Below are 20,256 nucleotides of genomic sequence, written 5' to 3'. Positions count from 1 at the left end.
CCTGCGAGACCAAGACATCAACCTGACGCAGCTTGGCAACAATCTCTTCAGCCGTATGCTTCTTCCGTCCCATGACAACATCCTCCACATGGCTCAAAGCCATACCTCAGGGAGGACCACTTTTCAGGGGGCAGGCCACGTATCCAAGCTGCTGGTTCCGGCTGAAGTCGTCCTCAGGTCGTCCTAGATCGATGGAAGTCCCCTGAGGCGAAACCTAAGCCCTTGTAAAAACTGGCGACCCCGGTTGGGCTCGAACCAACGACCTGCCGCTTAGAAGGCGGCTGCTCTATCCAGCTGAGCTACGGAGTCGGGGATGCCAGAGCCCGTAGAAGCCATGGGGGCCGCTCCTGGTCAACCCCGAGTGCGGCTGCCTGCCGTTCTCCTGCGGCATGGCGCGCCCGGGCACCGCGGCGATGCATCACCCGGCGGGAACGCTGCCGTCGCGACTGCTGATTCGCTTGTGTCACCATGAAGTAATCGGCCGTGCAATCAGTGGGGCGGCCTTCCGGATGACCGGATCTTGCAAAGATAACCTTTCGTCCTGGGCGTGGAGGGAGGACTCGCAGTCACGGCATCGCGCTCCTTTTCCCCGGGGGATCTTCTTCGCGGCTCCCGATCAACACCGGTTCCGGCTCGTATGCGCAGCGGGCCGATTCAAAGGAATGGGTATTTCCATCAACACGAAACACGCGGATAATCCGTTCGCGAGCTCCGGCATCCTTGGAGCGCCGCGCGCAGCTTGCGTGCGGCGCCCATAGCCACGCGCCCGTTTTGGCGCGGCCCTCCGGCAACGTGGGAGTGGACGGCGCATGGTGAAGGCGTAGGGTCTTGGACGCACGGGAATGACTGACGGCGCGATCTTCCTTCTGACCGATCGTCCCGATCGCAGCTCGGCCCTCGAAACGATCCTCAACACCGTCGGGCGCTGCGAGGTCGTGGCCGGCGACCAGAAGCCCTCGCCCGGCGCCCGACCCGTCGCCATCGTCTCCGATCTCACCTTGAGCCGGCGGGAATCCGTCGGCCGATTGCGCGCCTTGCTGCCGTCCGGTCCAGTCGCTCGCCCGGGCGCCATCGCCGGTCAAGCGGGCCGCATTCCGATCATCTGCCTCATGCGCTCGACCTCGGACCAGGATCTGCGGCAGGCGCGCGATCTCGGTGCCACGGTCTGCCTGCCGGCCTACACGTCCCCGCACGTCGTCGCGCAGGTGATCCGGGATCAGGTCGCCGCGCGGGACGAGACCGCCAGCAGCGTGTCGGGCCAGGGGATCGTGCGGGCCACGGAAGCGCTCACCGGCCTGTTCGCAGGCGCCCGCGAGGGCGGCCTGACCCTCGGAGTCGTCGAAGCGGGCCTGACGCCGATCCTGGCGGCCGTGCGCGAGGGTGGCCTGACCCGGTGGCTCGACACCGTCTGGACCCACGACGACGCCACCTATCAGCACTGTCTCCTGGTGGCCGGTGTCTCGGCTCAGTTCGTCAACTTCCTGCAGTTCCGCGAGCAGGACCGGCAGCATTTCGTGCGGGCGGCCCTGTTGCACGACCTCGGCAAGGCGCGGATCCCGCAGGCGATCCTCAACAAGCCCGGTCGCCTCGACGCCGACGAGATGGAGATCATGCGCACCCATCCGGTGATCGGCTACGAGATCCTGCGCGACAGCGGCTGCGATGACGCGACCCTGGGCGCCGTGCGCCATCACCACGAGATGCTGGACGGGTCTGGCTACCCGGATGGCCTCGTCGGATCGGCCATCGGCGACACCGTGCGGCTCCTCACCATCTGCGACATCTACGCGGCCCTGACCGAGCGCCGTTCGTACAAGGAGCCGATGCCCGTGCGCGACGCCCTCGCGGTCCTCGAGAGCATGGACACGAAGCTCGAAGCCGGCCTCGTGCGATGCTTCGGCGATGCCATGATGGCGGTGGCGCCATAGGGCGGGATGCGAACCGGATTGCCGCAGACCCCCAGACGCCGGCGCGTTACGCCTCGAAGTTGACGAGGAGCGCGCTCGCGATCCGGCTGCCGCTGCCGGAGCCACCCGCCGTGTAGGCGCCGCCCTGCCCCTGCGTCGCTTGCAGCTGCTTCATGAACGTCGTCAGGAGGTCGCTCACGCGGGTGGCATCCGTGCTCGTGGCACTGGTGCTCGAATCGTCCGATGCGCCGTCGTCCGAGGCCGAGGGGGGCGGACCACCGGCTGGCGGCGGACCGGGGGGCGGGCCGCCCGCACCGCCGACCTTGCCTCCGCCCTCGCCTCCACCTTGGGCCCCGCCCTGGCTAAACAGATCCTTGAGGGTGGCGGCCTGATCGTCCGTCAGGGTGCCGTTCGAGACCGCATCGCCGATGAGGCCGTCCACGCGGCTCTTCATCTGCGAGGGGTCGAGGCGGGCCGATTGCGATGATCCGGACCCACCCGCGACGCTGCCGTCGATGGTCGCCACGGCCGAGTCGAGGGCGGTCTTGTCGGTGGCGCTGATCTGGCCGGTCTCGGCCTTGGAGGCGATGGCGTTGAGGAGGCGCTGCTTCGGGGGGGTGAACGCCGCCGAGGTTGTGGAAGAGATCGTCGACACGGGCTGCTCCGCTGCATGTGGGACTATTTCCCACTCCATGAGCGTTGCGTCGGATCGGTTAAGGGGCCGTTACCGTCGGATCGATTCGAGGGCTCGCCGCGGGATGTCGGCGTCGGCCGCCCCGGCGGAACGGGAACGCAACGAGGCGCGCCGCCCGTGTCGGGACGAGCGGCGCGCGCGGGACGCGCAGGGACGCGCAGGGACGGGCCGAGGCGGCCTGGGTTCGGACGTCGGCCATGGGCGACGGTAAGTCCGTCTCGGGGCGCCGTGCTTCGCAGGTGGGCGCGACGCCCCGATGCCGGGATGGCTTCGGGGGGGTGATCAGAAGCGATAGTTCAGGCCGGCCCGGACCACGGCGAATCCAGGCTCGCTCGTGCCGGTGCCGTAATAGGCCGGCACCGTGGCATCGTAGGCTGTGACGCCGCTGCGCTTGCCCAGGTTGACGTAGAGGGCCTCGATCTTGGCCGAGAGTTTCTCGGTGAAGGCGTATTCGAAGCCGCCGCCGGCCGCGTAGCCCGTACGGGTGGTGCTCGGCAGGGCGTAGGGATAGGAGGCCGCGTTGGACGAGGCCGACCCGCCGCCATAGGCGAAGCCGCCTGTGCCGTAGATCAACACCCGATCGAAGGCGTAGCCGACGCGGCCCCGGACGGTCCCGAAATAGTCGAGCCGTGGACTGACGTTGTAGTACGGCGTGGTGCCGGGATAGGCCGCATCCGCCTTGGCCTGGGCGAGGCCCTGGATGTCGGCCTCGGCGCCGAGGACCCAGCCGGAGCCCGGCGTCAGCTGATAATTGTATCCGACCTGACCGCCGCCGGCGAAGCCGCCGCCCCGCCCCGCGTCGGTCACGGTGCCGTAGGTGGCGTCGGTGACGGTTTTCCTGCCCTCGCCGAAGGCGTAGCCGGCATTCACGCCGAGGTAGAACCCCGTCCAGGTGAAGGCGGGCGGGATCGGCGGCGGGGGCGGCACCTGCCGGCGCGGCAGGTCGGCGGCCTGGAGTGTCGTTCCGGTCGCGAGGAACGCGGCGGCCGCGAGGCCGGCACGCAGGCGCGTGGAGGACGACGTCTGGAACATCGAAAACTCTCTGTGAGGATTGTGCTGGGGCGTGGCCGGTCAGATGGCCGACACGAGCAGGCCGACGGTGACGATGGCCAGGAGCGCACAGACCGCGAGATCGGCCATGCGGACGGGGGCGGCTCCGGACGGACCGAGCGGCTCGTGCGCCGGGAAGCGGGACGCGAACATCGGCGTCACCGCAGGCGAATCGCCGCCATCCCCATGGGGGACGGATCGAGGATGGCGGCGATCTGCGTCGCCCCCGGCATGGGCGGGCGCTGGGGAGCCGCTGCGATCCGTGTGCCGAGGGCGGGCAGGGCGAGGGCGGCCACCGCGAGGCAGCCGCGCAGGAGGAAACGGGTGGAGGGGATGGCGGAGATCCGGCCGCCGGGCAGGCCGTCGAGGCGCAGGGGGGCCAGGGGCTGGTAATCGACGGATGGCCTGAACGGGGTCATGGATCGGTCTCCGTGGGAAATTTGACCACGCAATGCAGTTACGTGTGCAAAATTCCCACGTCAAACGAAAATCGAGCGGCGAAGGTGTTCCGTCACACGTTGTGGGATTGTGTCCCACATGTCGGGCTGTAAGGTGCCGGCATGTCGGAGATCCCCCCGTCCGCGCCGGAAGGAACGAGTCTGCATGCCCCCTTGGCGCGCCTGCTGCGCCCCCTCGTGCGCCTGTGCATCGGCCGTGGGATCACCTTCCCGGGCCTGACGACGCTCCTGCGCGAACTCTACGTGAACGTGGCCGAATACGATTTCGCCCTTCCCGGCAAGGACCAGACCGACAGCCGCGTCAGCCTGCTCACGGGCATTCACCGCAAGGAGGTGAATCGCCTGCGCGGGGCCGGTGCGCCCGTGAGCGTCGTGCCGGCGGTGGTCTCGCGCACGAGCCGGATCGTCGCGCGCTGGCTCGCCGATCCCCGCTTCACCGATGCTGCCGGCCATCCCCTGGCCCTCCCCCGGGTGGCCGAGGGCGAGGCGCCGTCCTTTGAGGGGCTGGTCTCGGCCGTCACACGCGACCTGCGCCCCCGGGCCGTCCTCGACGAATGGCTCGACCGGGGGCTCGCCCGACTCGACGCCGGGGACCGGGTGGTGCTGGCCGAGGCGGCCTACGTGCCGAAGGGAGGCGGCGAGCCGCAACTGTACTACTTCGGCCGCAACCTCCACGACCACATCGCCGCCAGCGTCGCCAACGTCATGGGTGAGGCGCCGCGCTTCCTCGAGCGCGCGGTGCATTACGACGGTCTCTCGCGCGAGCTCGCCGAACGCCTCGAGGCGCGTGCGAGAGAGATCGCCATGGAGGCCTTGCAGCAGGCCAACCGCGAGGCCCATGCCGCCTGCCAGACCGATCCGGGCGGCACCCATCGCTGGAATTTCGGCCTCTACGTCTACGGTGAGGACGTGCCGCCCGCCCCCAGGGCCGAGGCGTGAGCGTGGGCCGGATGCGTCAGCCGTCCCTCAGCCGGCGCCGGCTCCTGCGCTGGCTCGGCGCCCTCCCCCTCGGTTTCCTGCCGCGGCCAACCCTGTCCCAGTCCCTCGACCAGGGCATCGGCGGCACCGGTGCCCGCCCGACGGAGGGGCCGGGCGAGGAGGGCGACCGCGGCATCGGCGGCACCGGCGTCCTCGGCACCATCCGCCGGTTCGGCTCCATCGTCGTCAACGACCTGCGCATCGCCTACCCGAAGGACGTCGCCGTGCGCATCGACGGGCGGACGGCCTCCGTCTCCGACCTCAAGGTCGGCCACGTGGTGCGGGTGGTGGCACGGGGCGCGGAGGGCGCGCTCGCGACGCGGGCCATCGACGTGACGAGCGAGGTCGTCGGCCCCGTCGAGGCCGTGGAGCGCGGCCGCCTCACGGTACTCGGCCAGCGGGTCTCCGCCACGGTTGGCGAGAGCGGCCGCTGGAAGGTCGGTGACCGCGTCGCCGTGAGCGGCCTGCGCCGGCCCGACGGCGTCGTGGTGGCGAGCCTCATCGAGGCACGTCCGGACGGCCCCGCCCGGGTCTCCGGGCCCGTGCGGCGCGGGGCCAATGGTGCCCCGACCATCGGCGCCCTGCGCCTCGACGGGATCGCCCCCGGCCTCGTCGGCCGGCGCGCCGTGGTGACGGGGGACCCGGCCGGGGCGGCCCTCGCGGTCTCGCGCGGCGAGGAGGCGCGGGCCCTGTTCCGCCCCGGCCTGACCCGGCTCTCCATCGAGGCGTATGTCGGGCGTCGCGGGGCAGGACTGAACCTCGGCTCCGGCGATGTCGTCTCGGGCGCACCCGATGCCGCCCTGCCCCGCAGGGGCAGCGTCCGGGCCGTGCTGACCACGGACGTCGCCCGCGACGGGCGCCTCACGGTGGAGCGCCTCCGCATCGACGACCGCATCGACCGGCGCACCCGGGAAGGTCCGCGAGAGGATGGCTTCGGCCGTGCCACCCCGCGCGAGACCATGCCCGGCCGCATCGACCGGCTCAACGATCCGAACCGGCCCAGTGGATTCGAGCGTCCGGGCGGCGCGGGGCCGCGCGGCTTCGAGATCGATCCCCGCACGCCGGGCGGTGGGCCAGGCGGCGGGCCGGGTGGCTTCGGCGGTCCCGGAGAGTTCGGACGCGGCGGCCCCATGGGTGGTCCCGCCCCGCCCGGGGGCTTCGGCGGTGGGGCCGGTGGCAGCGCGCCCGGCGGTCCTCCGCCCGGTGGCCCCCCGCCCGGGGGGGGCTTCGGCGGCGGGCCTGGTGGCGGCCGAGGACGCTGATCCGTCACGAAAAAAGCCCCCCGGCCGGGGGGCGGGGGGCTGTCATCACGGTTTGGCCGAGGGGAAAGTCCCCTAAGGAATCAGGGCTGGAGGACGCCGTTGATCACGTGGATCACGCCGTTCGACTGCATGACATTGGCGATCGTGACCGTGGCGGTGCTGCCCTTGGCGTCGGTCACGTAGACCTTCTTGCCCTTGGTCTGGACGGTCAGGGGTTCGCCCGCGGCGGTCTTGAGCTGGGCCTCGCCGCCGCCATCCTTCGCGAGCTTCATCAGGTCCTTGGCGGTATAGGTGCCCGGGACGACGTGGTAGGTGAGGATCTTGGTGAGCGTCGCTTTGTTCTCGGGCTTCACCAGGGTCTCGATGGTGCCGGCCGGCAGCTTGGCGAAGGCGGCGTTGGTGGGGGCGAACACCGTGAACGGGCCGGGACCCGACAGGGTCTCGACGAGGCCGGCGGCCTTCACGGCGGCGACCAGGGTGGTGTGGTCCTTCGAGTTGACGGCGTTCTCGACGATGGTCTTCGAGGCGTACATCGGGGCGCCGCCGACCATCGGATTCTTGGCGAGGGCGGCGGCCGGGAGCGCCGCGCCGATGGCGAGGCTGAGGCCGAAGGCGGCCAGCTTGGAGACCAGCGGGCGGCGTGCGGTGAGGTTGTGCATCGGTTTCTTGTCTCCTCCGATGTCCCGAACGGGACAGTCGGGGTGACTTACGGCGCGTTCGGAGCGAAAGTTTCAGGAAAGATCTGCTAAAAGGCGTCTCGTGTGGTCCGCGCTGCTTTAAGGGATCGCTAAGAATGCCGAACAAGCCGTGCCCCTGCGTCGATGCCAGGGTATCGATGCTTGGAGAACGGCCGGGAGGATGGGGAATGGTGAGTTCGGTGGCGGTGCCGCGTGCCTGACGATGACCTGCTCCAGGCGCGCCTGACCGCCATCGCGGGAGGGGATCAGGCGGCCCTCAAGGCGCTCTACGACGAGACGGGGGCGAAACTTTTCGGACTCGTGCTGCGTATCGTCCGCAATCGTGAAGCCGCCGAGGACGTGCTTCAGGATGTCTACCTCCGGATCTGGCAGAAGGCCGGGGCCTACGCGCCCACGGCCGGCCGGCCGATCACCTGGATGTGCGCCATCGCCCGTAACCGGGCCATCGACGTGGTGCGTGCCCGAAAGGAAACCACCCTCACGGATCTCGTCGAAGGCGAGGATTGGATGAATCAGGTGCCCGATCCGCACGACGGCGAGAGCGACATCCTCGATCGCGGCGCCCTGGCGCTCTGCCTCGGCCGCTTCGACGCGGTGCACCGGCAATGCCTCGTGCTGGCCTATTGCGAAGGGTTTTCCCGCGAGGAACTGGCGGCCCGGTTCGGGCGGCCGGTGAACACCATCAAAACCTGGCTCCACCGCGGATTGGCGAACCTGCGCTCCTGCCTGGACGCCAACGCATGACCGACGGTCCCCTCGACGCCGGCCTGCCCGACCGCGACATTCAGGCCGCCGAATACGTGCTCGGCACCCTGCCCCGGGCCGAGCGCCTCGCCTTCGCCAGCACCCTGGCGACGGATGCGGACCTGCAGGCCGCCGTGGCGCGCTGGCAGATGCGCCTGGCGCCCCTGGCCGATACCGTTCCCGAGGTCGCACCGCCGGCCGGCGCTTGGCTGCGCATCCGCGCGGCCCTGGGTCCCGCCGGGGAAGACCCGCGTGTGAAAGGCCTCGCCCGCAGCCTGCGGCGCTGGCGCCTGGGTGCCCTCGGTGCCTCGGCGCTGGCCGCCGGTCTCGCCCTGGCGCTCGGCCTCGGCCGGTTCCTGCCGCCGGTGGACCCGGAGGCGGGCCAGTACGTCGCCGTGGTCAATCGCGGCGGCGAGCTGCCGGCCCTGGTGGTGCGGGTGGATACGCGGCGCGGGCTCGCGCAGGTCCGCTCCGTCGCGGCGGACACGCCCCGGGAGAAGAGCCTGGAACTCTGGTACATCGCCGGCGGCGGCGCGCCGCGCTCCCTCGGCCTCGTCGAGGCCGGGCGCGCCAGCCTCGCCCTGCCGGAGGCCGCCCGCGGGAACGCCCGCCTCGACGACGCGGTCCTGGCCGTCACCGTCGAGCCGCCCGGCGGTTCGCCGAGCGGCGCGCCGACGGGGCCGATCGTCTATTCGGGCAAGCTCCTGCGGGAGTGAGGCCGTCGCCTCCGCGGCCGTCTTCCTGTCGGTGTTCCAAAGATTCTGGCTGCCGTCACCGGCCACGCTGATGCCGAGGCCGGAGCCGGAATCGCCGAGCCTCTCGAGGGTGAAGAACTCGTCGGCGATGCGATGCCGGCGTCCGCCGCGGGCCCTCGACGGGTTGCCCGCGCCTCCGATCGCTGGCAGGCGTCGCGGGATGAAGCTTTCCTCCGCCATCCGTCGTCCGGTCTCCGCCCTTCGCGCCGCCCTCCGGACCGATGCCGGCGGTGGCCTCGTGCTCATGGCGAGCGCGGTGCTGGCGCTCGTCGTCGCCAATTCATCCCTGGCGCCCGACTATTTCGCCCTGCTCGGCGCCCATCTCGGGCCCTTGAGCGTGTTGCACTGGGTCAACGACGGCCTGATGGCGGTGTTCTTCCTGCTGGTCGGCCTCGAGATCAAGCGCGAAGTGCTGGACGGCCGCCTGCGCACCTGGCCGGACCGCGTCCTGCCGGGCGTCGCGGCACTGGGCGGCATGATTGCCCCGGCCCTGATCTACGTCTCCGTCAACCGAGCCTCGCCCGAGACCCTGCGCGGCTGGGCGATCCCGACGGCCACGGACATCGCCTTCGCCCTGGGCGTCCTGGCGCTTCTCGGATCACGGGTGCCGGTCTCCCTCAAGGGATTCCTGACGGCCCTCGCCATCCTCGACGACCTCGGGGCGGTGCTCATCATCGCGGCCTTCTACACGGCCGACGTGTCGCTGCCGATGCTGGCCGGCGCCGGGGGGATCGTCGCGCTCCTGTTCGGCCTGAACCGGGCCGGGGTGAGCCGGCTGACGCCCTACCTGCTCCTCGGTGCGGTGCTGTGGGTCCTCGTGCTGAGGTCCGGCATCCACGCCACCATCGCGGGCGTGCTGCTCGCCCTGACGATCCCCCTGCGCGCCAGCCCGGCCAGACCGGACGATCCCGCCTCACCGCTGCACCGGCTGGAGCACGCCCTCCACCCCTGGTCCGCCTATCTCGTCCTGCCGGTCTTCGGTTTCGCCAATGCGGGTGTTGCCCTTGGGGGGCTCTCCAGCGCCATGCTGCTCGAACCCGTGACCCTCGGTGTCGCCCTCGGGCTCTTCCTCGGCAAGCAGATCGGCGTGTTCGGCATGGTCGTGGCCGCGATCAAGCTCGGCCTCGCCCAGCGGCCCGCTCATGCCGGGTGGTGGCAGCTCTACGGCCTGTCGCTCCTGTGCGGCGTCGGCTTCACCATGAGCCTGTTCATCGGTCTCCTCGCCTTCGCGGAGACCCCCGCCCTGGAGACCGAGACCAAGGTCGGCGTGCTCCTGGGCTCGGTCAGCTGCATGGTCGCCGGCGCCCTCGTGCTTCTCCTCGCGCCCCGGCCCGCCGCCGCCGGCCGCGGCTGATCGTCAACGGATCCCATGCTCGCACCGTCGCCCCCCGTCGCCCCCGACGACATCGCCCACGTCATTCAGATCGCCCTCGCGCCCGCCTTCCTGCTGACGGCCCTGGCGACGTTGCTGAACGTGTTCTCCACCCGTCTCGGGCGCGTGGCCGACAAGGTCGACGCCGCTTCGACCCGGCTGTGGGGCGCCAGCCCGGACGAGGCCGTCCGCTTGTCGCGGCAATTGTCGTACCTGCGACGGCGCTCGTTCATGCTCGACGGCGCGGTGGTGCTCGCCTCGGCCGGCGGCATCATGACCGGGATCGCGGTGCTGACGCTGTTCGTGGGGGCGCTCCGCGACGCCGCCACCGCCTCGGTCCTGTTCGGATGCTTCGGCGTGGCGCTGTTCTGCACCGTGGCCGCCATCGCGGCGTTCCTCACCGAGATCCTGATGGCCGGGCGCGGCGTGCGCGACGAGGTCGATCGCCAGACCCGTCACGCCACCGACATCGAGGAGCCTACGGGCCGGTCTGGAACTTGAGATCGAGGGCCGCCAACGCCAGGAGCGGCGGCGGCATCGGGACGCCGGCCTTGCGCATGGTCAGGGCGGCGGCGCGACAGCTGGCCTGGTCGTTGCTCGCCGTTGCGGCCTCGATCTGAGCCACGGTTGCGGCATCGGGTTTGGGGGGCGGCGGCGATGCGGCAGGCGCCGCTGCCGCCTTCGCCGAGGCATTGGCCTGTGCCAGGGCCGCCTTCCGATCGCCGGGGGTCACCGTGTCGCTCGATCCCGTGGCGCCGCTGAGACCTGATTTCTGCTGCGGCTCGCCGCCGGAGCCGGAAGGCTTCGCGTCGCTCTTGCCCGATGGGTTCGACACCGCCGTCGCCTGGGCCGGCGGGGTGGAGGCCTCCTGCTTCTTCGCCTCCGGCGCCGTCACGAACGCCTTCAGTTCCCGGCAAAGATTGGCCGGACCGCCCGTGGCGGCCGGTGGGGCCGCGTCCTGCGCAAGGGCGGGCAGCGCGAGCAGGCCGGCGGCCGTGAGGAGTCCAAGGGACGGCAGGGACTTCGGCATGCGTCGTTTCCTCAAATCTTTCGGGACAGCCCGCTGTAGGTCTTCGTCCGGCAGCCGATGCCCGATGCGGTCCGGTTTCAGGACCGCTTCGGATGGGAGGCCTCGCCCTCGGCCTTGCCGTGCGCGGCATCGTTGGCCTCGCCCACCACCGGCATGCCGTTCCACTTCGGCCCAACGAGGTTGATGCCCGGCTCCGACACCCGCGTGCCCGACGTCGCGAAGGCCTGGTAGGCGAACGTCTGGTTGCTGGTGAGCGCGTACATGGCCAGCACACCGAGGGCGATGGCGGCGATGACGGCGGCGGCGAAGGCTTTCATGGCTGGTTCTTCCTCGTCCGTATCATTCGGCCGGCGCGGGGTGGCGGCCCGTAAGCTGCGGGCCGCTGGCCGTCTTGGCCTGTTGCTTCTCGACCCAGAGGTCGTGGTGGGCGCGTGCCCAGGCGAGATCGACCTCGCCGCTGCCCATGGCGTCATAGGCGCCCTTCATGCCGAGCGTGCCGATGTAGATGTGGGCGAGGATGCCGACGATGAAGGCGACGCCGATCAGCGCGTGGATCACCTGCATGACCTGCATGCCGTTGATGTCGAGGACCGTGAACGGGAACAGCATCATCAGGCCGGTGACGCCCATGGCGGCGCCGAAGCCCGCCACCATCCAGAACACGCCCTTCTGCCCGGCATTGAAGCGCTCGGCGTGGGGGTGGCCCTTGCCGAGGAAGCCGCCGCCGGCCTTGATCCAGGCCCAGTCGATCCGGTTCGGGATGTTGTCCTTCACCCAGACGGCGACCATGATCACCACCCCGAGCATGAACGGCCATGCGAGGTAGACGTGGCTGTACTTGGCCCATTGGGCGAGGGAGCCGAAGGCCTCGGGGCCGATGAGCGGCATCAGCAGGCGCTTGCCGAAGATGTAGTTCAGGCCCGACAGCGACAGGATGATGAAGCACGTCGCCGTCATCCAGTGGGCGAAGCGCTCGAAGGCATTGAACCGCAGGATCTTCCGGCCGGATTCCTGAGTGTCGTCGGTGAGGATGCGGCCGCGCCACAGGAAGAACCCGGCCAGCGCCGCGATCATGCCGAGGATGCCGAGCCCCCCGATCCAGGGCAGCCAGGACTCGCGAAAGGCCCGGTACTCGCGGCCCTGCGGCTGGATCAGGTTGGCGGACTTCCGGTCCGGGATGCTCACCCGGCCGGTGATCTTGTCGGCGTTCTTGAACAGGAACTCCTCGTTGACGGAATCCGCCGTGGGCTTGGCGCCCATGGGGTTCTGCCCGTCCTGGGTGATCGGGTTCTGCGCCCGCGCGGGTGCGAACGCGCCCGGGGCGGCCAGGAGCGTCGTCGCGAGGACGAGGGTGCTGAAGAGCGTGACTGCCCGCCGCATCGGCGTTCCTTTCAGGTTCTTGTCATCGCGGGGTCACCGCTGTCGTGGCGACCCCGTTCGTGGTGGGCGATCAGATCGCCACGGTCTCGCGGTAGGCCGTCTTCCAGCCCCAGGCGCCGGAGCCGTAGCCGCGCTTGACCACCCGCTGCTTGTAGATCTCGGCGATCATCTCGCCGTCGCCGGCGAGCAGCGCCTTGGTCGAGCACATCTCGGCGCAGAGCGGGAGTTTGCCCTCGGCGAGGCGGTTCGAGCCGTACTTCTCGTACTCGGCCACCGAGAAGTCCGCTTCCGGGCCGCCCGAGCAGTAGGTGCACTTGTCCATCTTGCCGCGCGAACCGAAGTTGCCGACGCGCGGATATTGCGGTGCACCGAACGGGCAGGCGTAGAAGCAGTAGCCGCAGCCGATGCAGATGTCCTTGGAGTGCAGCACCACGGCATCGGCCGTGGTGTAGAAGCAGTTCACCGGGCACACGGCGGCGCAGGGCGCATCGGTGCAGTGCATGCACGCCATGGAGACCGAGCGCTCGCCGGGCTTGCCGTCGTTGAGGGTGACGACGCGGCGGCGGTTGATGCCCCAGGGCACCTCGTGCTCGTTCTTGCAGGCGGTGACGCAGGCGTTGCACTCGATGCAACGGTCGGCGTCACAGAGGAACTTCATACGGGCCATAATGGATGCGCTCCTCTCACGCGGCCTTGATCTGGCACAGGGTACACTTCGTCTCCTGCATGCCCGTCACAGGATCGAAGCCGTAGGTGGTGACCGAGTTCGAACTTTCGCCGAGCACCACCGGGTCGGTCCCCTTCGGGTAGAAGTCGCGCATGTCCTTGCCTTCGTACCAACCCGAGAAGTGGAAGGGCATAAAGGCGACGCCCTTGCCGACGCGGTCGGTGACCAGGGCCTTCATCCTGGCCTTCGAGCTGTTCTCGGCGCCCGTCACCCAGACGAACTGACCGTCCTTGATGCCGCGCTCGGACGCGTCGCCGGTGTTGATCTCGACGAACATGTCCTGCTGGAGCTCGGCGAGCCACGGGTTGGAGCGCGTCTCCTCGCCGCCGCCCTCGTACTCGACGAGGCGGCCGGAGGTGAGGATGATCGGGAAGTCGCGGGCGACGTTGCGCTCCACCGCCGATTTCTGCACCGAGAAGCCGATGTTCGGCATGCGGAACTGACGCTCGTCGGGCCGGGTCGGGTACTTCGCCACGAGGTCGGGGCGCGGCGTGTAGATCGGCTCGCGGTGCACGGGAACCGGGTCGGGCAGGTTCCAGGCATTGGCGCGGGCCTTGCCGTTGCCGAACGGGATCACGCCGTGGTCGAGGCAGACGCGCTGGATGCCGCCCGACAGGTCGGTGGCCCAGCTCACGGTCTCGGGCTTCTCGCCACCGATCTTGAGGATGGTGGCGAGTTCGTCCGCCGTCAGGTCCTTGTCCCAGCCGAGCTTCTTGAACACCCCGAAGGTGAATTCCGGGTAGCCGTCCGTGAGGTCGGATCCCTTGGTGAAGGAATTTTCCGCCAGCAGGGTCTCGCCGTTGCGCTCGGTACCGAACCGCGCCCGGAAGGTGCTGCCGCCATCCTTCACGTGGAGCGACGTGTTGTAGAGGATCGCCGAACCCGGATGCCTGAGCTCGGGCTTGCCCCAGCACGGCCAGGGCAGGCCGTAATAGTCGCCGCCGACCTCCGGGTCGTCCTTCGGGGCGCGGAGCGTGATGAGGTCGAACTTCGCCTGGTTGCGCATATGCGCCTTCAGGCGCTCGGGGCTCTGCCCGCAATAGCCCGTCGACCAGCCGCCGCGGTTGATCTCGCGCAGGAGATCTTCCGCCGAGGGGACATTGTTCTCAATCTTGATGTTCTTGAACAGCGTCTCGGCGAAGCCGAGCTTCGTCGCAAGACGGTAGAGCACCTCGTAGTCGTTCTTCGACTCGAAGGCCGGCTGCACGATCTGCTCGCCCCATTGGATGGAGCGGTTCGAGGCCGTGCGCGACCCGTCCATCTCCAGGGAAGTGCAGATCGGCAGGAGGTAGGTGTTGTCCTGGCGCGCGTCCAAGGCCGCGAAGGTGGTGGGGTGCGGATCGGCCACCACCAGCAGCTCGAGCTTGTTCATGCCCTCGATGGCCTCGGGCAGGCGGGTCACGGTGTTCCCGCCATGGCCGAACACCATGAAGGCTTTCAGCGGGCTGCGCTGGTCGATCTGCTCGGGCGGCAGGTTCACGGCATCGAACCACCGGGTCGAGGTGATGCCGGGCGCCTCCATGTTCTCCTTGCGGGTCCGTGCCTTGCGGCCGGCGGTGGCGGGCACCTCGTCGAAGCGCGACTGCAGCCACTCGTACGGCACGTCCCAGACGCGGGCCCAATGGCGCCAGCCGCCCTCGACGAGGCCGTAATAGAGCGGCAGCGACGTGACATCGAGGCCGAGATCGGTCGCGCCCTGCACGTTGGTGTGGCCGCGGAAGATGTTGGCGCCCGTGCCCGGCTTGCCGACGTTGCCGGTGGCGAGACACAGGATGCACAGGGCGCGCACGTTCGCGGTGCCCACCGTGTGCTGGGTCGCGCCCATGCACCAGATCAGGGTCGCGGGCTTCTCCTTGGCGAATTTCTCCGCGACGCGCTTCAGCTGCTCGCCGGGCACGCCGGAGACGCGCTCGACCTCCTCGGGCGTCCACTTGGCGACCTCCTTGCGGACGTCGTCCATGGCGTAGACGCGCTGACTGATGAACTCCTTGTCCTCCCAGCCATTCTGGAAGATGTGCCACAGGATGCCCCAGACGACCGGGATGTCCGTGCCCGAACGGATGCGGACGTACTCGGTGGCGTGGGCGGCCGTGCGGGTGAAGCGCGGATCGATGACGATCATGTTGGCGCGGTTGATCTCCTTGCCCGACAGCACGTGCTGCATGGAGACCGGGTGCGCCTCGGCCGGATTGCCGCCGAGGATGATCATCGTCTTGGCGTTGCGGATGTCGTTGTACGAATTGGTCTGCGCGCCGTAACCCCAGGTGTTGGCGACCCCCGCCACGGTGGTCGAGTGGCAGATGCGCGCCTGGTGATCGACGGAATTGGTGCCCCAGAACGCGCCGAACTTGCGCATGAGGTAGGCGGCCTCGTTGGTGAACTTGGCCGAACCCAGCCAGTACACCGAGTCGGCGCCGTTCTTCTCGCGGATCGCCTGGAGCTTGTCGCCGATCTCGTCGATGGCCTGGTCCCAGGAGATCCGCTGCCACTGCCCGGCGACGAGCTTCATCGGGTATTTCAGGCGCCGGTCCGACGAGACGAGCTCGCGGATGGCCGCGCCCTTGGCGCAGTGGGTGCCGCGGTTGATCGGGCTCGCGTAGGACGGCTCCTGGCCGACCCAGACGCCGTTGACCACCTCGGCCGTAACCGTGCAGCCCACGGAACAGTGGGTGCAGACGTTCTTCTTGATGACGGTCTCGGGGCCGACCGCCGAGGAGCCGGCCGCACGCGCCTGCCGCACGGAGCCGAGCTGGAGCGAGCCGGCAGCGGCGAGCGCGCCGGCAGCCAAGCCGGATTTACGAAGGAACCCGCGGCGGTCGAGCATCCCGGCGGCGAGGCCGGCGGCCACCGCCTGATGCTTGGTGCGGCTCGCCGCGCCGCTCTTACGCTTCGTCAGCATGGCTGTCTCACTTCTTGCCGGCGTCGTTGGTGCTGTTCTTGAGCGTCTCGTACCCGTTGGTCCGGTAGAACGCCTTGACGTGGTCGGTGAGGCGGTAGCGCCCCTTGGTCTCGTCCTGGCCGGGGTCGTAGGCCTGGGCGTCCGTCGCCGTCATCGGCGTCGCCGCCACACCCACGGCGGCCGCCACCGTTCCACCGCCGAGCGCGCGGAAAAACTGGCGACGACCGAGCTGGTCCTTCGGGTCCTGTCGCATGATCGACACTCCTCAAACGGCGGGGGATGCGCGGTCAGCGCAACCCGAATGATTCTGGTTGTGGCGGGGACTCATGCGTCCATCGCGAAGGCCTGTGCCTCCACCTCGATGAAGGCGCGACCCAATCCGCCGACGATTCGGTAGAAGCGGGCGGCCTTCGCCTGCTCCAGATCGGAAAAAAAGCGCCCGGCCCACGGCTCCAGGTGCCGCCCGAAAAACGCCCGCGCGGCGTCGGGCTCCGCCTCGAACCGGCCCGCCACGAGGCCGGCCATGCAGTCGAGGAGGATCGCGAGGTGATCCTCCGGCTCGGTCATGCCTAAGTCCCGCTCGATCCCGAGGCTCTCGAGGTCCGCGCGCACGCGGGCGAGGGGCCGCTCGTTGAGAAAGCCCGTGAGGTAGTAGGACGCGTAAGGCAGGAGTTCGCCGCGACCGACGCCGACGAAGAGGTCGTGATATTCGCGCGCCACAATCTCGGCCGCCGCCGCGCGGCTCGTGCCCGCCAGGATCTCGATGGGCTGGCCGAGGATGCTGTCGTCACCCCGAAGCCCGCCGAGCGTCGCCAGAAGGTCGCGATCCGGCGCTCGTCCAAGGAGGACGGCGAGGAGATCGTAATGCTGCGCGCGTCCCTGATCGACCTCGTCGACGGTCCGGCTCACGGGAGCCTGACCGTCCTGAAATCCCTCGTCCGCGTGCTCGATAGCCACTGCGACGGAACGCATCCCACCCTTGAACCTGAAGTCTGGCCAGCGCCGTATCTTAGTCGGATCGGCTACATTGGAGCTAGGATAAAAAGCGTTCGAGATTGGCGCAATCGTGATTCCATAGCTCAGCTAGGCATTGCGCCGCCATGGCGTCGCAGGCGCGGTACCGTAACAGTATTTATGGATGTTATGAGTGTTCGCTCCGGGGAATTAGCAGGATCGGCCGTCAGTATCGGTTCCGTCAGGAGCTTCGGGGCGGGCGCGGTCTCAGCCGCCTCGCTCGGGTTTACGGAGTCTGGCGCGAGGGCGGGATCGGGCTGCGCCGCGCCCGCCCGATCAGCCTCCGGCGCAACGGCCTCGGCCTCCGCCGTTTCGGACGGGTCGCGGTTGAACAGCCGGCGGAGCATCGCCTTCACGTCGTCGCCGGGCAGGAGCGGGCCGAGGCCCGGCACGCCGCCGGGCGTGTTCCAGTCGTAGGCGTATTCCCGCGCCTCGCTGACGAAGTCGCGGATGGCCGGATCGACGGACCACATCTTCCGCAGGGCCGCGTTGCGCAGGGCCGCCGGGACGCCGGCACGCAGGAACGGCAACAGGTCGGTCTCGGCCGTGAGGTCGTCGAGGGAGGGCAGTTCGGCCAGGACGTCGATTTCCGCCTCGGCGTCGACCGCGTCGGACGCGACGGCGTCGCCCGGGACCGCTTCGATTTCGACGGCTTGCGGTTGCGTCGGCGGAGTCTCGGTTCGCTCGCTCTCGCGAACGTCGCGCTTGCGCCGAGCCCAGCGCGTCAGGAAGCCGTCGCTCATTCCCGCCTCCCCTTGCGGCCGGTCTCCGAGCCTCCGGCCTGCCGGGCCAGGGCCTCGGGGTCGGCCCGGTCGCGCTTGCGCTTCTCGAAGACGCGCTCGACGTGGTGGGCCTCAAAGAAGGCGAGCAGTCTGGCCTGGAGGTCGGGCGGCATCGGCACCGCCTCGACCACCTCGCCGATGCCCTCGGCCATGGACTCGCCCTCGTAGGGATCGGCCGTGACGGTGGCGACCTCGTACTCGCCTTCGCCGAGCTTGCGCAGGGCGACCCAAAGGGACGGGCGCCCGGAGACGAGGTTGTCGCGGTAATGCGCGGTCTCGGCCGGGTGGAGATGCACGTCGTAGGCCCCGGCATAGTAGGTGCCCTCGTCCTCCGTGCCGGAGAGGCGCGTGCCCGGCGGTGCGGCGGGCGCCGCCGGCAGGACGGCGACGGGGAGCCAGGCATGGGTCGCCCACGGGCCCTTGAGGCGGCGCTTCTCCACCACCACGCCGACCTCGAAGTGGTTGTCGGGCTTGAGGTCGGGCATCATGGGGTTCCTCAGGCCGCCGGATACGCGGCGCGCAGGGGCAGGCCGGCGACGATGTTCTGCGGCTTGACCTGAACGAGATGTGCGGGCGTGCCGGCGAGCAGCAGATAGACCGGCCGCTCGCCGACGTTCGGATCGACCTGCGTCGGGTCGAGGAAGCGGAGCCCGAACAGGGCGATCACCCGCTCCTGCGTCGCCGCATCGATGGTCTCTCCGCGCCACAGGGCGTTGCCGATGCGCGTGCCCTCCGCGTCGAGGCCGACGAACCAGCGCCAGTCCGTGTCCTCCAGCCGGTCGAGGGGCGTCACCGCGATCTCGGTGTTGAGGAGATGGCGCACGAACACCTCGATGACGCGGGCGAGCGCCGCCCGGCTCTTGGGGCTCGAGCCGAGGTTGAGCGCCATGGAGAACGCGTCCGAGCGGCTCCAGTAGCTCCAGGCGTTCTCGTCGTTCAGCACGTCGAGCTCGTTGGCGGCCTGCTTGCCGAGCATCGCCACGAGGGGCGAGAGCGGGGCGGAGCCCTCGCGCGCCTCGATCACTTCGGCATCGGCGAGGAGCACGGCGCCGTCGTGCCGGCTCACCCGCTGGGTGCGGAAGAACAGCTCGGCCGCGCGCAGCACGTAGGGGTCGTCGCAGGCATCGAGCGCATTGCGCAGGATAAGGTGGACGAGTTGGTTGAGGAACAGGGACGGCGTGCCCTGCAGGCCCTCGCGCACGAGGCCCACGTAGGCCGCCTCGATGGAGCGCGCGCCGAGCAACCGATCGCGGAACGCGAGGAGCACCGCCCAGTTCTCGCGCGCATCGGCATCCGCGATGGCTGCCACCGCCTCCGGGGCGATGGCGCGGCGGGGCTCGGCGCGAAGGTCCGCGTACAGGGCGCGCTCGGCCGCGCAGGCTTCCTCCGGCGGGATCAGTTCCGGCCGCGCCAGATAGGCGAGGATGAGTTCGTCCGTGACGCCGAGGCCGCCGCCCTCGGTACGCCGTGTGAGATGGTGACCGCTCGACACCCAGAACTCGGTCATGACGCGCGGCGGTCCCTGTCGTGTGCGTGGCGGGCGATCACGGTGTCCGGCTCCGTGCGAGGCCGAGGAGGTCGGCGCGCTCCTCCGGCCCGTCCTCGTCGGTCTCGACGAAGCGGAAGGCGCGGGCACCGGCATGGAGGCGATCCTCGCCGCCGGGTTTCTGGTGCAACGTGCGAAACGCCTCCGTGATCGCGCCGTCCGTCTCCGCGCGATGCATCGCCACGACGGTCCCGACGGGCAGGTCGCAGAGCGAGGCGGCAACATCGATCTCTTCGCGGGCCGCCGCGAGAGCAGCAGCGTGATCCGGCGCTCCGAGCCGCTCCCTCAGATGGCCGGCGAGTTCGGCGACGGCATCGTCCCGCTCGGCCTCGCTCGCCTCGCTCACCACGACCAGGGTCGAGAACCCGAACGAGCGCACGCCGAGGAAGCCCGAACGGAAGGCGACCCGGTCCTTGCCCGCGAGGTTCGCCAGATCCCGGTCCCAGAACAGGAATGAGCCGGTGACGGCCCACTCGCCGGGCTCGGCGGCCTCGGCAAAGACGAAGCTGTCGGACGGGTCGAGGCGCAGGGTGCGGGGCAGCTTGAGGGCACTCACAGGCGCACCGTACGGGTGGCGGGGTCGCGCCAGGCGGGATCGGCCAAACCGAGAACTAGGGGAAGCCGCTCGACCTCGCCGCCTCGCACCAGCAGCGCAGCGCCGTTGCGGTCGATCGCCGCCCTCGCGCCGACAGCCTGCGGCAGATGGGCGAGGTACCGCGCCCCGATGCCGTCGAAGCCGTCTTCCTCCCACGTGGCGAAAGCCTTCATGAGGTTGCGCGAAAAACTCTCCACCAGGGCGAGGCGGATGCCCGGCCCGAACCCTTCCTCGTCGAGGGCCGTCGAATCCGGGGTGAGGCCCGGATCGCCGAGATGGGACTTGGAGACGATCACCATGGCGGAGAACACCAGCCAGTCCGGCACCGCCTCCTCGGCGCAATCCTTCGGCCAGTCGAGGCGCCC

The 20,256-nt window shown here is 69.8% G+C and carries 24 protein-coding genes and 1 tRNA gene; 7 read left to right on the top strand and 18 right to left on the bottom strand.

What is annotated here, in order from left to right; translation table 11 throughout:
- Positions 1-232: 232 nt before the first annotated feature.
- Positions 233-309, bottom strand: a tRNA-Arg gene (locus MKK49_RS03545).
- A gap of 533 nt (positions 310-842) precedes the next feature.
- Here MKK49_RS03545 and MKK49_RS03540 point away from each other — a divergent pair.
- Complete coding sequence (locus MKK49_RS03540; protein ID WP_244026685.1) at positions 843-1,928, top strand: HD-GYP domain-containing protein; 1,086 nt, start codon at positions 843-845, stop codon at positions 1,926-1,928.
- A gap of 46 nt (positions 1,929-1,974) precedes the next feature.
- Here MKK49_RS03540 and MKK49_RS03535 read toward each other — a convergent pair whose 3' ends face one another.
- The 4 genes from MKK49_RS03535 to MKK49_RS03525 all read right to left on the bottom strand — a co-directional run bounded on the left by MKK49_RS03535 (position 1,975) and on the right by MKK49_RS03525 (position 4,070).
- Positions 1,975-2,562, bottom strand: coding sequence for a hypothetical protein (locus tag MKK49_RS03535; protein WP_244026684.1), 588 nt, complete (start codon positions 2,560-2,562; stop codon positions 1,975-1,977).
- A 321-nt stretch (positions 2,563-2,883) separates the two neighbouring features.
- Positions 2,884-3,633, bottom strand: a complete 750-nt coding sequence (locus tag MKK49_RS03530; RefSeq protein WP_244026683.1) for an outer membrane protein — start codon at positions 3,631-3,633, stop codon at positions 2,884-2,886.
- Between the two features lie 39 nt (positions 3,634-3,672).
- Positions 3,673-3,804: a hypothetical protein gene (locus MKK49_RS24440; protein ID WP_279595308.1), complete on the bottom strand. Its 132-nt coding sequence runs from the start codon at positions 3,802-3,804 to the stop codon at positions 3,673-3,675.
- A 5-nt stretch (positions 3,805-3,809) separates the two neighbouring features.
- Entirely contained in the window at positions 3,810-4,070 is a 261-nt protein-coding gene (locus MKK49_RS03525; RefSeq protein WP_244026682.1) for a hypothetical protein, read from the bottom strand.
- Positions 4,071-4,211: 141 nt separating this feature from the next.
- Between MKK49_RS03525 and MKK49_RS03520 the strand changes: the two genes are divergently transcribed.
- Together MKK49_RS03520 and MKK49_RS03515 are read left to right on the top strand one after the other, a co-directional pair.
- Complete coding sequence (locus tag MKK49_RS03520) at positions 4,212-5,048, top strand: DUF6502 family protein (RefSeq protein ID WP_244026681.1); 837 nt, start codon at positions 4,212-4,214, stop codon at positions 5,046-5,048.
- 11 nt (positions 5,049-5,059) lie between these two features.
- On the top strand, positions 5,060-6,349 hold the full coding sequence (locus MKK49_RS03515) for a DUF5666 domain-containing protein (RefSeq protein ID WP_244026680.1): 1,290 nt from the start codon (positions 5,060-5,062) through the stop codon (positions 6,347-6,349).
- A gap of 80 nt (positions 6,350-6,429) precedes the next feature.
- Here MKK49_RS03515 and MKK49_RS03510 read toward each other — a convergent pair whose 3' ends face one another.
- Positions 6,430-7,008, bottom strand: a complete 579-nt coding sequence (locus MKK49_RS03510; RefSeq protein ID WP_244026679.1) for a fasciclin domain-containing protein — start codon at positions 7,006-7,008, stop codon at positions 6,430-6,432.
- Positions 7,009-7,239: 231 nt separating this feature from the next.
- Between MKK49_RS03510 and MKK49_RS03505 the strand changes: the two genes are divergently transcribed.
- From MKK49_RS03505 to MKK49_RS03490, 4 genes are all read left to right on the top strand, one after another.
- Positions 7,240-7,791, top strand: coding sequence for a sigma-70 family RNA polymerase sigma factor (locus MKK49_RS03505; RefSeq protein ID WP_244026678.1), 552 nt, complete (start codon positions 7,240-7,242; stop codon positions 7,789-7,791).
- Positions 7,788-8,507, top strand: coding sequence for an anti-sigma factor domain-containing protein (locus MKK49_RS03500; RefSeq protein WP_244026677.1), 720 nt, complete (start codon positions 7,788-7,790; stop codon positions 8,505-8,507). Before MKK49_RS03505 ends, MKK49_RS03500 begins: the two co-directional genes overlap by 4 nt.
- Positions 8,508-8,706: 199 nt before the next feature.
- Positions 8,707-9,900 (top strand): Na+/H+ antiporter NhaA, encoded by a 1,194-nt coding sequence (gene nhaA / locus MKK49_RS03495; RefSeq protein ID WP_244026676.1) that lies wholly within the window; start codon positions 8,707-8,709, stop codon positions 9,898-9,900.
- A gap of 15 nt (positions 9,901-9,915) precedes the next feature.
- Positions 9,916-10,419 (top strand): DUF2721 domain-containing protein, encoded by a 504-nt coding sequence (locus tag MKK49_RS03490; RefSeq protein WP_244026675.1) that lies wholly within the window; start codon positions 9,916-9,918, stop codon positions 10,417-10,419.
- Here the strand turns inward: MKK49_RS03490 and MKK49_RS03485 are convergent.
- The 12 genes from MKK49_RS03485 to MKK49_RS03430 form a co-directional block, all read right to left on the bottom strand.
- On the bottom strand, positions 10,397-10,948 hold the full coding sequence (locus MKK49_RS03485; protein WP_244026674.1) for a hypothetical protein: 552 nt from the start codon (positions 10,946-10,948) through the stop codon (positions 10,397-10,399). The two genes, MKK49_RS03490 and MKK49_RS03485, sit on opposite strands and share 23 nt — an antisense overlap.
- Positions 10,949-11,025: 77 nt before the next feature.
- A complete protein-coding gene (locus MKK49_RS03480) occupies positions 11,026-11,265 on the bottom strand; it encodes a hypothetical protein (RefSeq protein WP_244026673.1) in 240 nt (79 codons plus the stop codon).
- Between the two features lie 22 nt (positions 11,266-11,287).
- Positions 11,288-12,328, bottom strand: coding sequence for a formate dehydrogenase subunit gamma (locus tag MKK49_RS03475; RefSeq protein WP_244026672.1), 1,041 nt, complete (start codon positions 12,326-12,328; stop codon positions 11,288-11,290).
- 70 nt (positions 12,329-12,398) lie between these two features.
- The gene (fdh3B, locus tag MKK49_RS03470) at positions 12,399-12,995 is read right to left on the bottom strand and encodes a formate dehydrogenase FDH3 subunit beta (protein ID WP_056167191.1); all 597 of its coding nucleotides are present in this window, start codon (positions 12,993-12,995) and stop codon (positions 12,399-12,401) included.
- A gap of 16 nt (positions 12,996-13,011) precedes the next feature.
- Positions 13,012-15,954: a formate dehydrogenase subunit alpha gene (locus MKK49_RS03465; RefSeq protein ID WP_244026671.1), complete on the bottom strand. Its 2,943-nt coding sequence runs from the start codon at positions 15,952-15,954 to the stop codon at positions 13,012-13,014.
- A 7-nt stretch (positions 15,955-15,961) separates the two neighbouring features.
- Positions 15,962-16,207, bottom strand: coding sequence for a formate dehydrogenase (locus tag MKK49_RS03460; protein WP_244026670.1), 246 nt, complete (start codon positions 16,205-16,207; stop codon positions 15,962-15,964).
- Positions 16,208-16,278: 71 nt separating this feature from the next.
- Positions 16,279-16,863 (bottom strand): molecular chaperone, encoded by a 585-nt coding sequence (locus MKK49_RS03455; protein WP_244026669.1) that lies wholly within the window; start codon positions 16,861-16,863, stop codon positions 16,279-16,281.
- Between the two features lie 170 nt (positions 16,864-17,033).
- Positions 17,034-17,711, bottom strand: coding sequence for a DUF3306 domain-containing protein (locus MKK49_RS03450; protein ID WP_244026668.1), 678 nt, complete (start codon positions 17,709-17,711; stop codon positions 17,034-17,036).
- A complete protein-coding gene (locus tag MKK49_RS03445) occupies positions 17,708-18,238 on the bottom strand; it encodes a DUF3305 domain-containing protein (RefSeq protein WP_244026667.1) in 531 nt (176 codons plus the stop codon). The genes MKK49_RS03450 and MKK49_RS03445 overlap by 4 nt, the downstream gene beginning before the upstream one ends.
- Before the next feature lie 8 nt (positions 18,239-18,246).
- Complete coding sequence (locus tag MKK49_RS03440; RefSeq protein ID WP_244026666.1) at positions 18,247-19,257, bottom strand: DUF6352 family protein; 1,011 nt, start codon at positions 19,255-19,257, stop codon at positions 18,247-18,249.
- Positions 19,258-19,294: 37 nt separating this feature from the next.
- Positions 19,295-19,852 carry a DUF6505 family protein gene (locus MKK49_RS03435; protein WP_244026665.1) on the bottom strand — a complete coding sequence of 186 codons (558 nt, stop codon included), beginning with the start codon at positions 19,850-19,852 and terminating at the stop codon, positions 19,295-19,297.
- Positions 19,849-20,256, bottom strand: a 408-nt coding sequence (locus MKK49_RS03430; RefSeq protein ID WP_244026664.1) for a biotin/lipoate--protein ligase family protein, incomplete at its 5' end; no start/stop codon positions are given. The genes MKK49_RS03430 and MKK49_RS03435, both read right to left, overlap by 4 nt.

Origin of the sequence: Methylobacterium sp. J-090, from assembly GCF_022829345.1 — a bacterium.
In the GTDB taxonomy this organism is placed as follows: Bacteria; Pseudomonadota; Alphaproteobacteria; order Rhizobiales; family Beijerinckiaceae; genus Methylobacterium.
Note: the sequence above shows the minus strand (reverse complement) of the source record. Positions and strands in the feature narration are given on the sequence as shown.

Bases quoted from the DNA above. Each gene is read 5' to 3' on its own strand.
- MKK49_RS03540 (WP_244026685.1), top strand. From the start codon at position 843: ATGACTGACGGCGCGATCTTCCTTCTGACCGATCGTCCCGATCGCAGC.
- MKK49_RS03530 (WP_244026683.1), bottom strand. From the start codon at position 3,633: ATGTTCCAGACGTCGTCCTCCACGCGCCTGCGTGCCGGCCTCGCGGCC.
- MKK49_RS24440 (WP_279595308.1), bottom strand. From the start codon at position 3,804: ATGTTCGCGTCCCGCTTCCCGGCGCACGAGCCGCTCGGTCCGTCCGGA.
- MKK49_RS03525 (WP_244026682.1), bottom strand. From the start codon at position 4,070: ATGACCCCGTTCAGGCCATCCGTCGATTACCAGCCCCTGGCCCCCCTG.
- MKK49_RS03520 (WP_244026681.1), top strand. From the start codon at position 4,212: ATGTCGGAGATCCCCCCGTCCGCGCCGGAAGGAACGAGTCTGCATGCC.
- MKK49_RS03515 (WP_244026680.1), top strand. From the start codon at position 5,060: ATGCGTCAGCCGTCCCTCAGCCGGCGCCGGCTCCTGCGCTGGCTCGGC.
- MKK49_RS03510 (WP_244026679.1), bottom strand. From the start codon at position 7,008: ATGCACAACCTCACCGCACGCCGCCCGCTGGTCTCCAAGCTGGCCGCC.
- MKK49_RS03500 (WP_244026677.1), top strand. From the start codon at position 7,788: ATGACCGACGGTCCCCTCGACGCCGGCCTGCCCGACCGCGACATTCAG.
- nhaA (WP_244026676.1), top strand. From the start codon at position 8,707: ATGAAGCTTTCCTCCGCCATCCGTCGTCCGGTCTCCGCCCTTCGCGCC.
- MKK49_RS03490 (WP_244026675.1), top strand. From the start codon at position 9,916: ATGCTCGCACCGTCGCCCCCCGTCGCCCCCGACGACATCGCCCACGTC.
- MKK49_RS03485 (WP_244026674.1), bottom strand. From the start codon at position 10,948: ATGCCGAAGTCCCTGCCGTCCCTTGGACTCCTCACGGCCGCCGGCCTG.
- MKK49_RS03480 (WP_244026673.1), bottom strand. From the start codon at position 11,265: ATGAAAGCCTTCGCCGCCGCCGTCATCGCCGCCATCGCCCTCGGTGTG.
- MKK49_RS03475 (WP_244026672.1), bottom strand. From the start codon at position 12,328: ATGCGGCGGGCAGTCACGCTCTTCAGCACCCTCGTCCTCGCGACGACG.
- fdh3B (WP_056167191.1), bottom strand. From the start codon at position 12,995: ATGGCCCGTATGAAGTTCCTCTGTGACGCCGACCGTTGCATCGAGTGC.
- MKK49_RS03465 (WP_244026671.1), bottom strand. From the start codon at position 15,954: ATGCTGACGAAGCGTAAGAGCGGCGCGGCGAGCCGCACCAAGCATCAG.
- MKK49_RS03460 (WP_244026670.1), bottom strand. From the start codon at position 16,207: ATGCGACAGGACCCGAAGGACCAGCTCGGTCGTCGCCAGTTTTTCCGC.
- MKK49_RS03450 (WP_244026668.1), bottom strand. From the start codon at position 17,711: ATGAGCGACGGCTTCCTGACGCGCTGGGCTCGGCGCAAGCGCGACGTT.
- MKK49_RS03445 (WP_244026667.1), bottom strand. From the start codon at position 18,238: ATGATGCCCGACCTCAAGCCCGACAACCACTTCGAGGTCGGCGTGGTG.
- MKK49_RS03440 (WP_244026666.1), bottom strand. From the start codon at position 19,257: ATGACCGAGTTCTGGGTGTCGAGCGGTCACCATCTCACACGGCGTACC.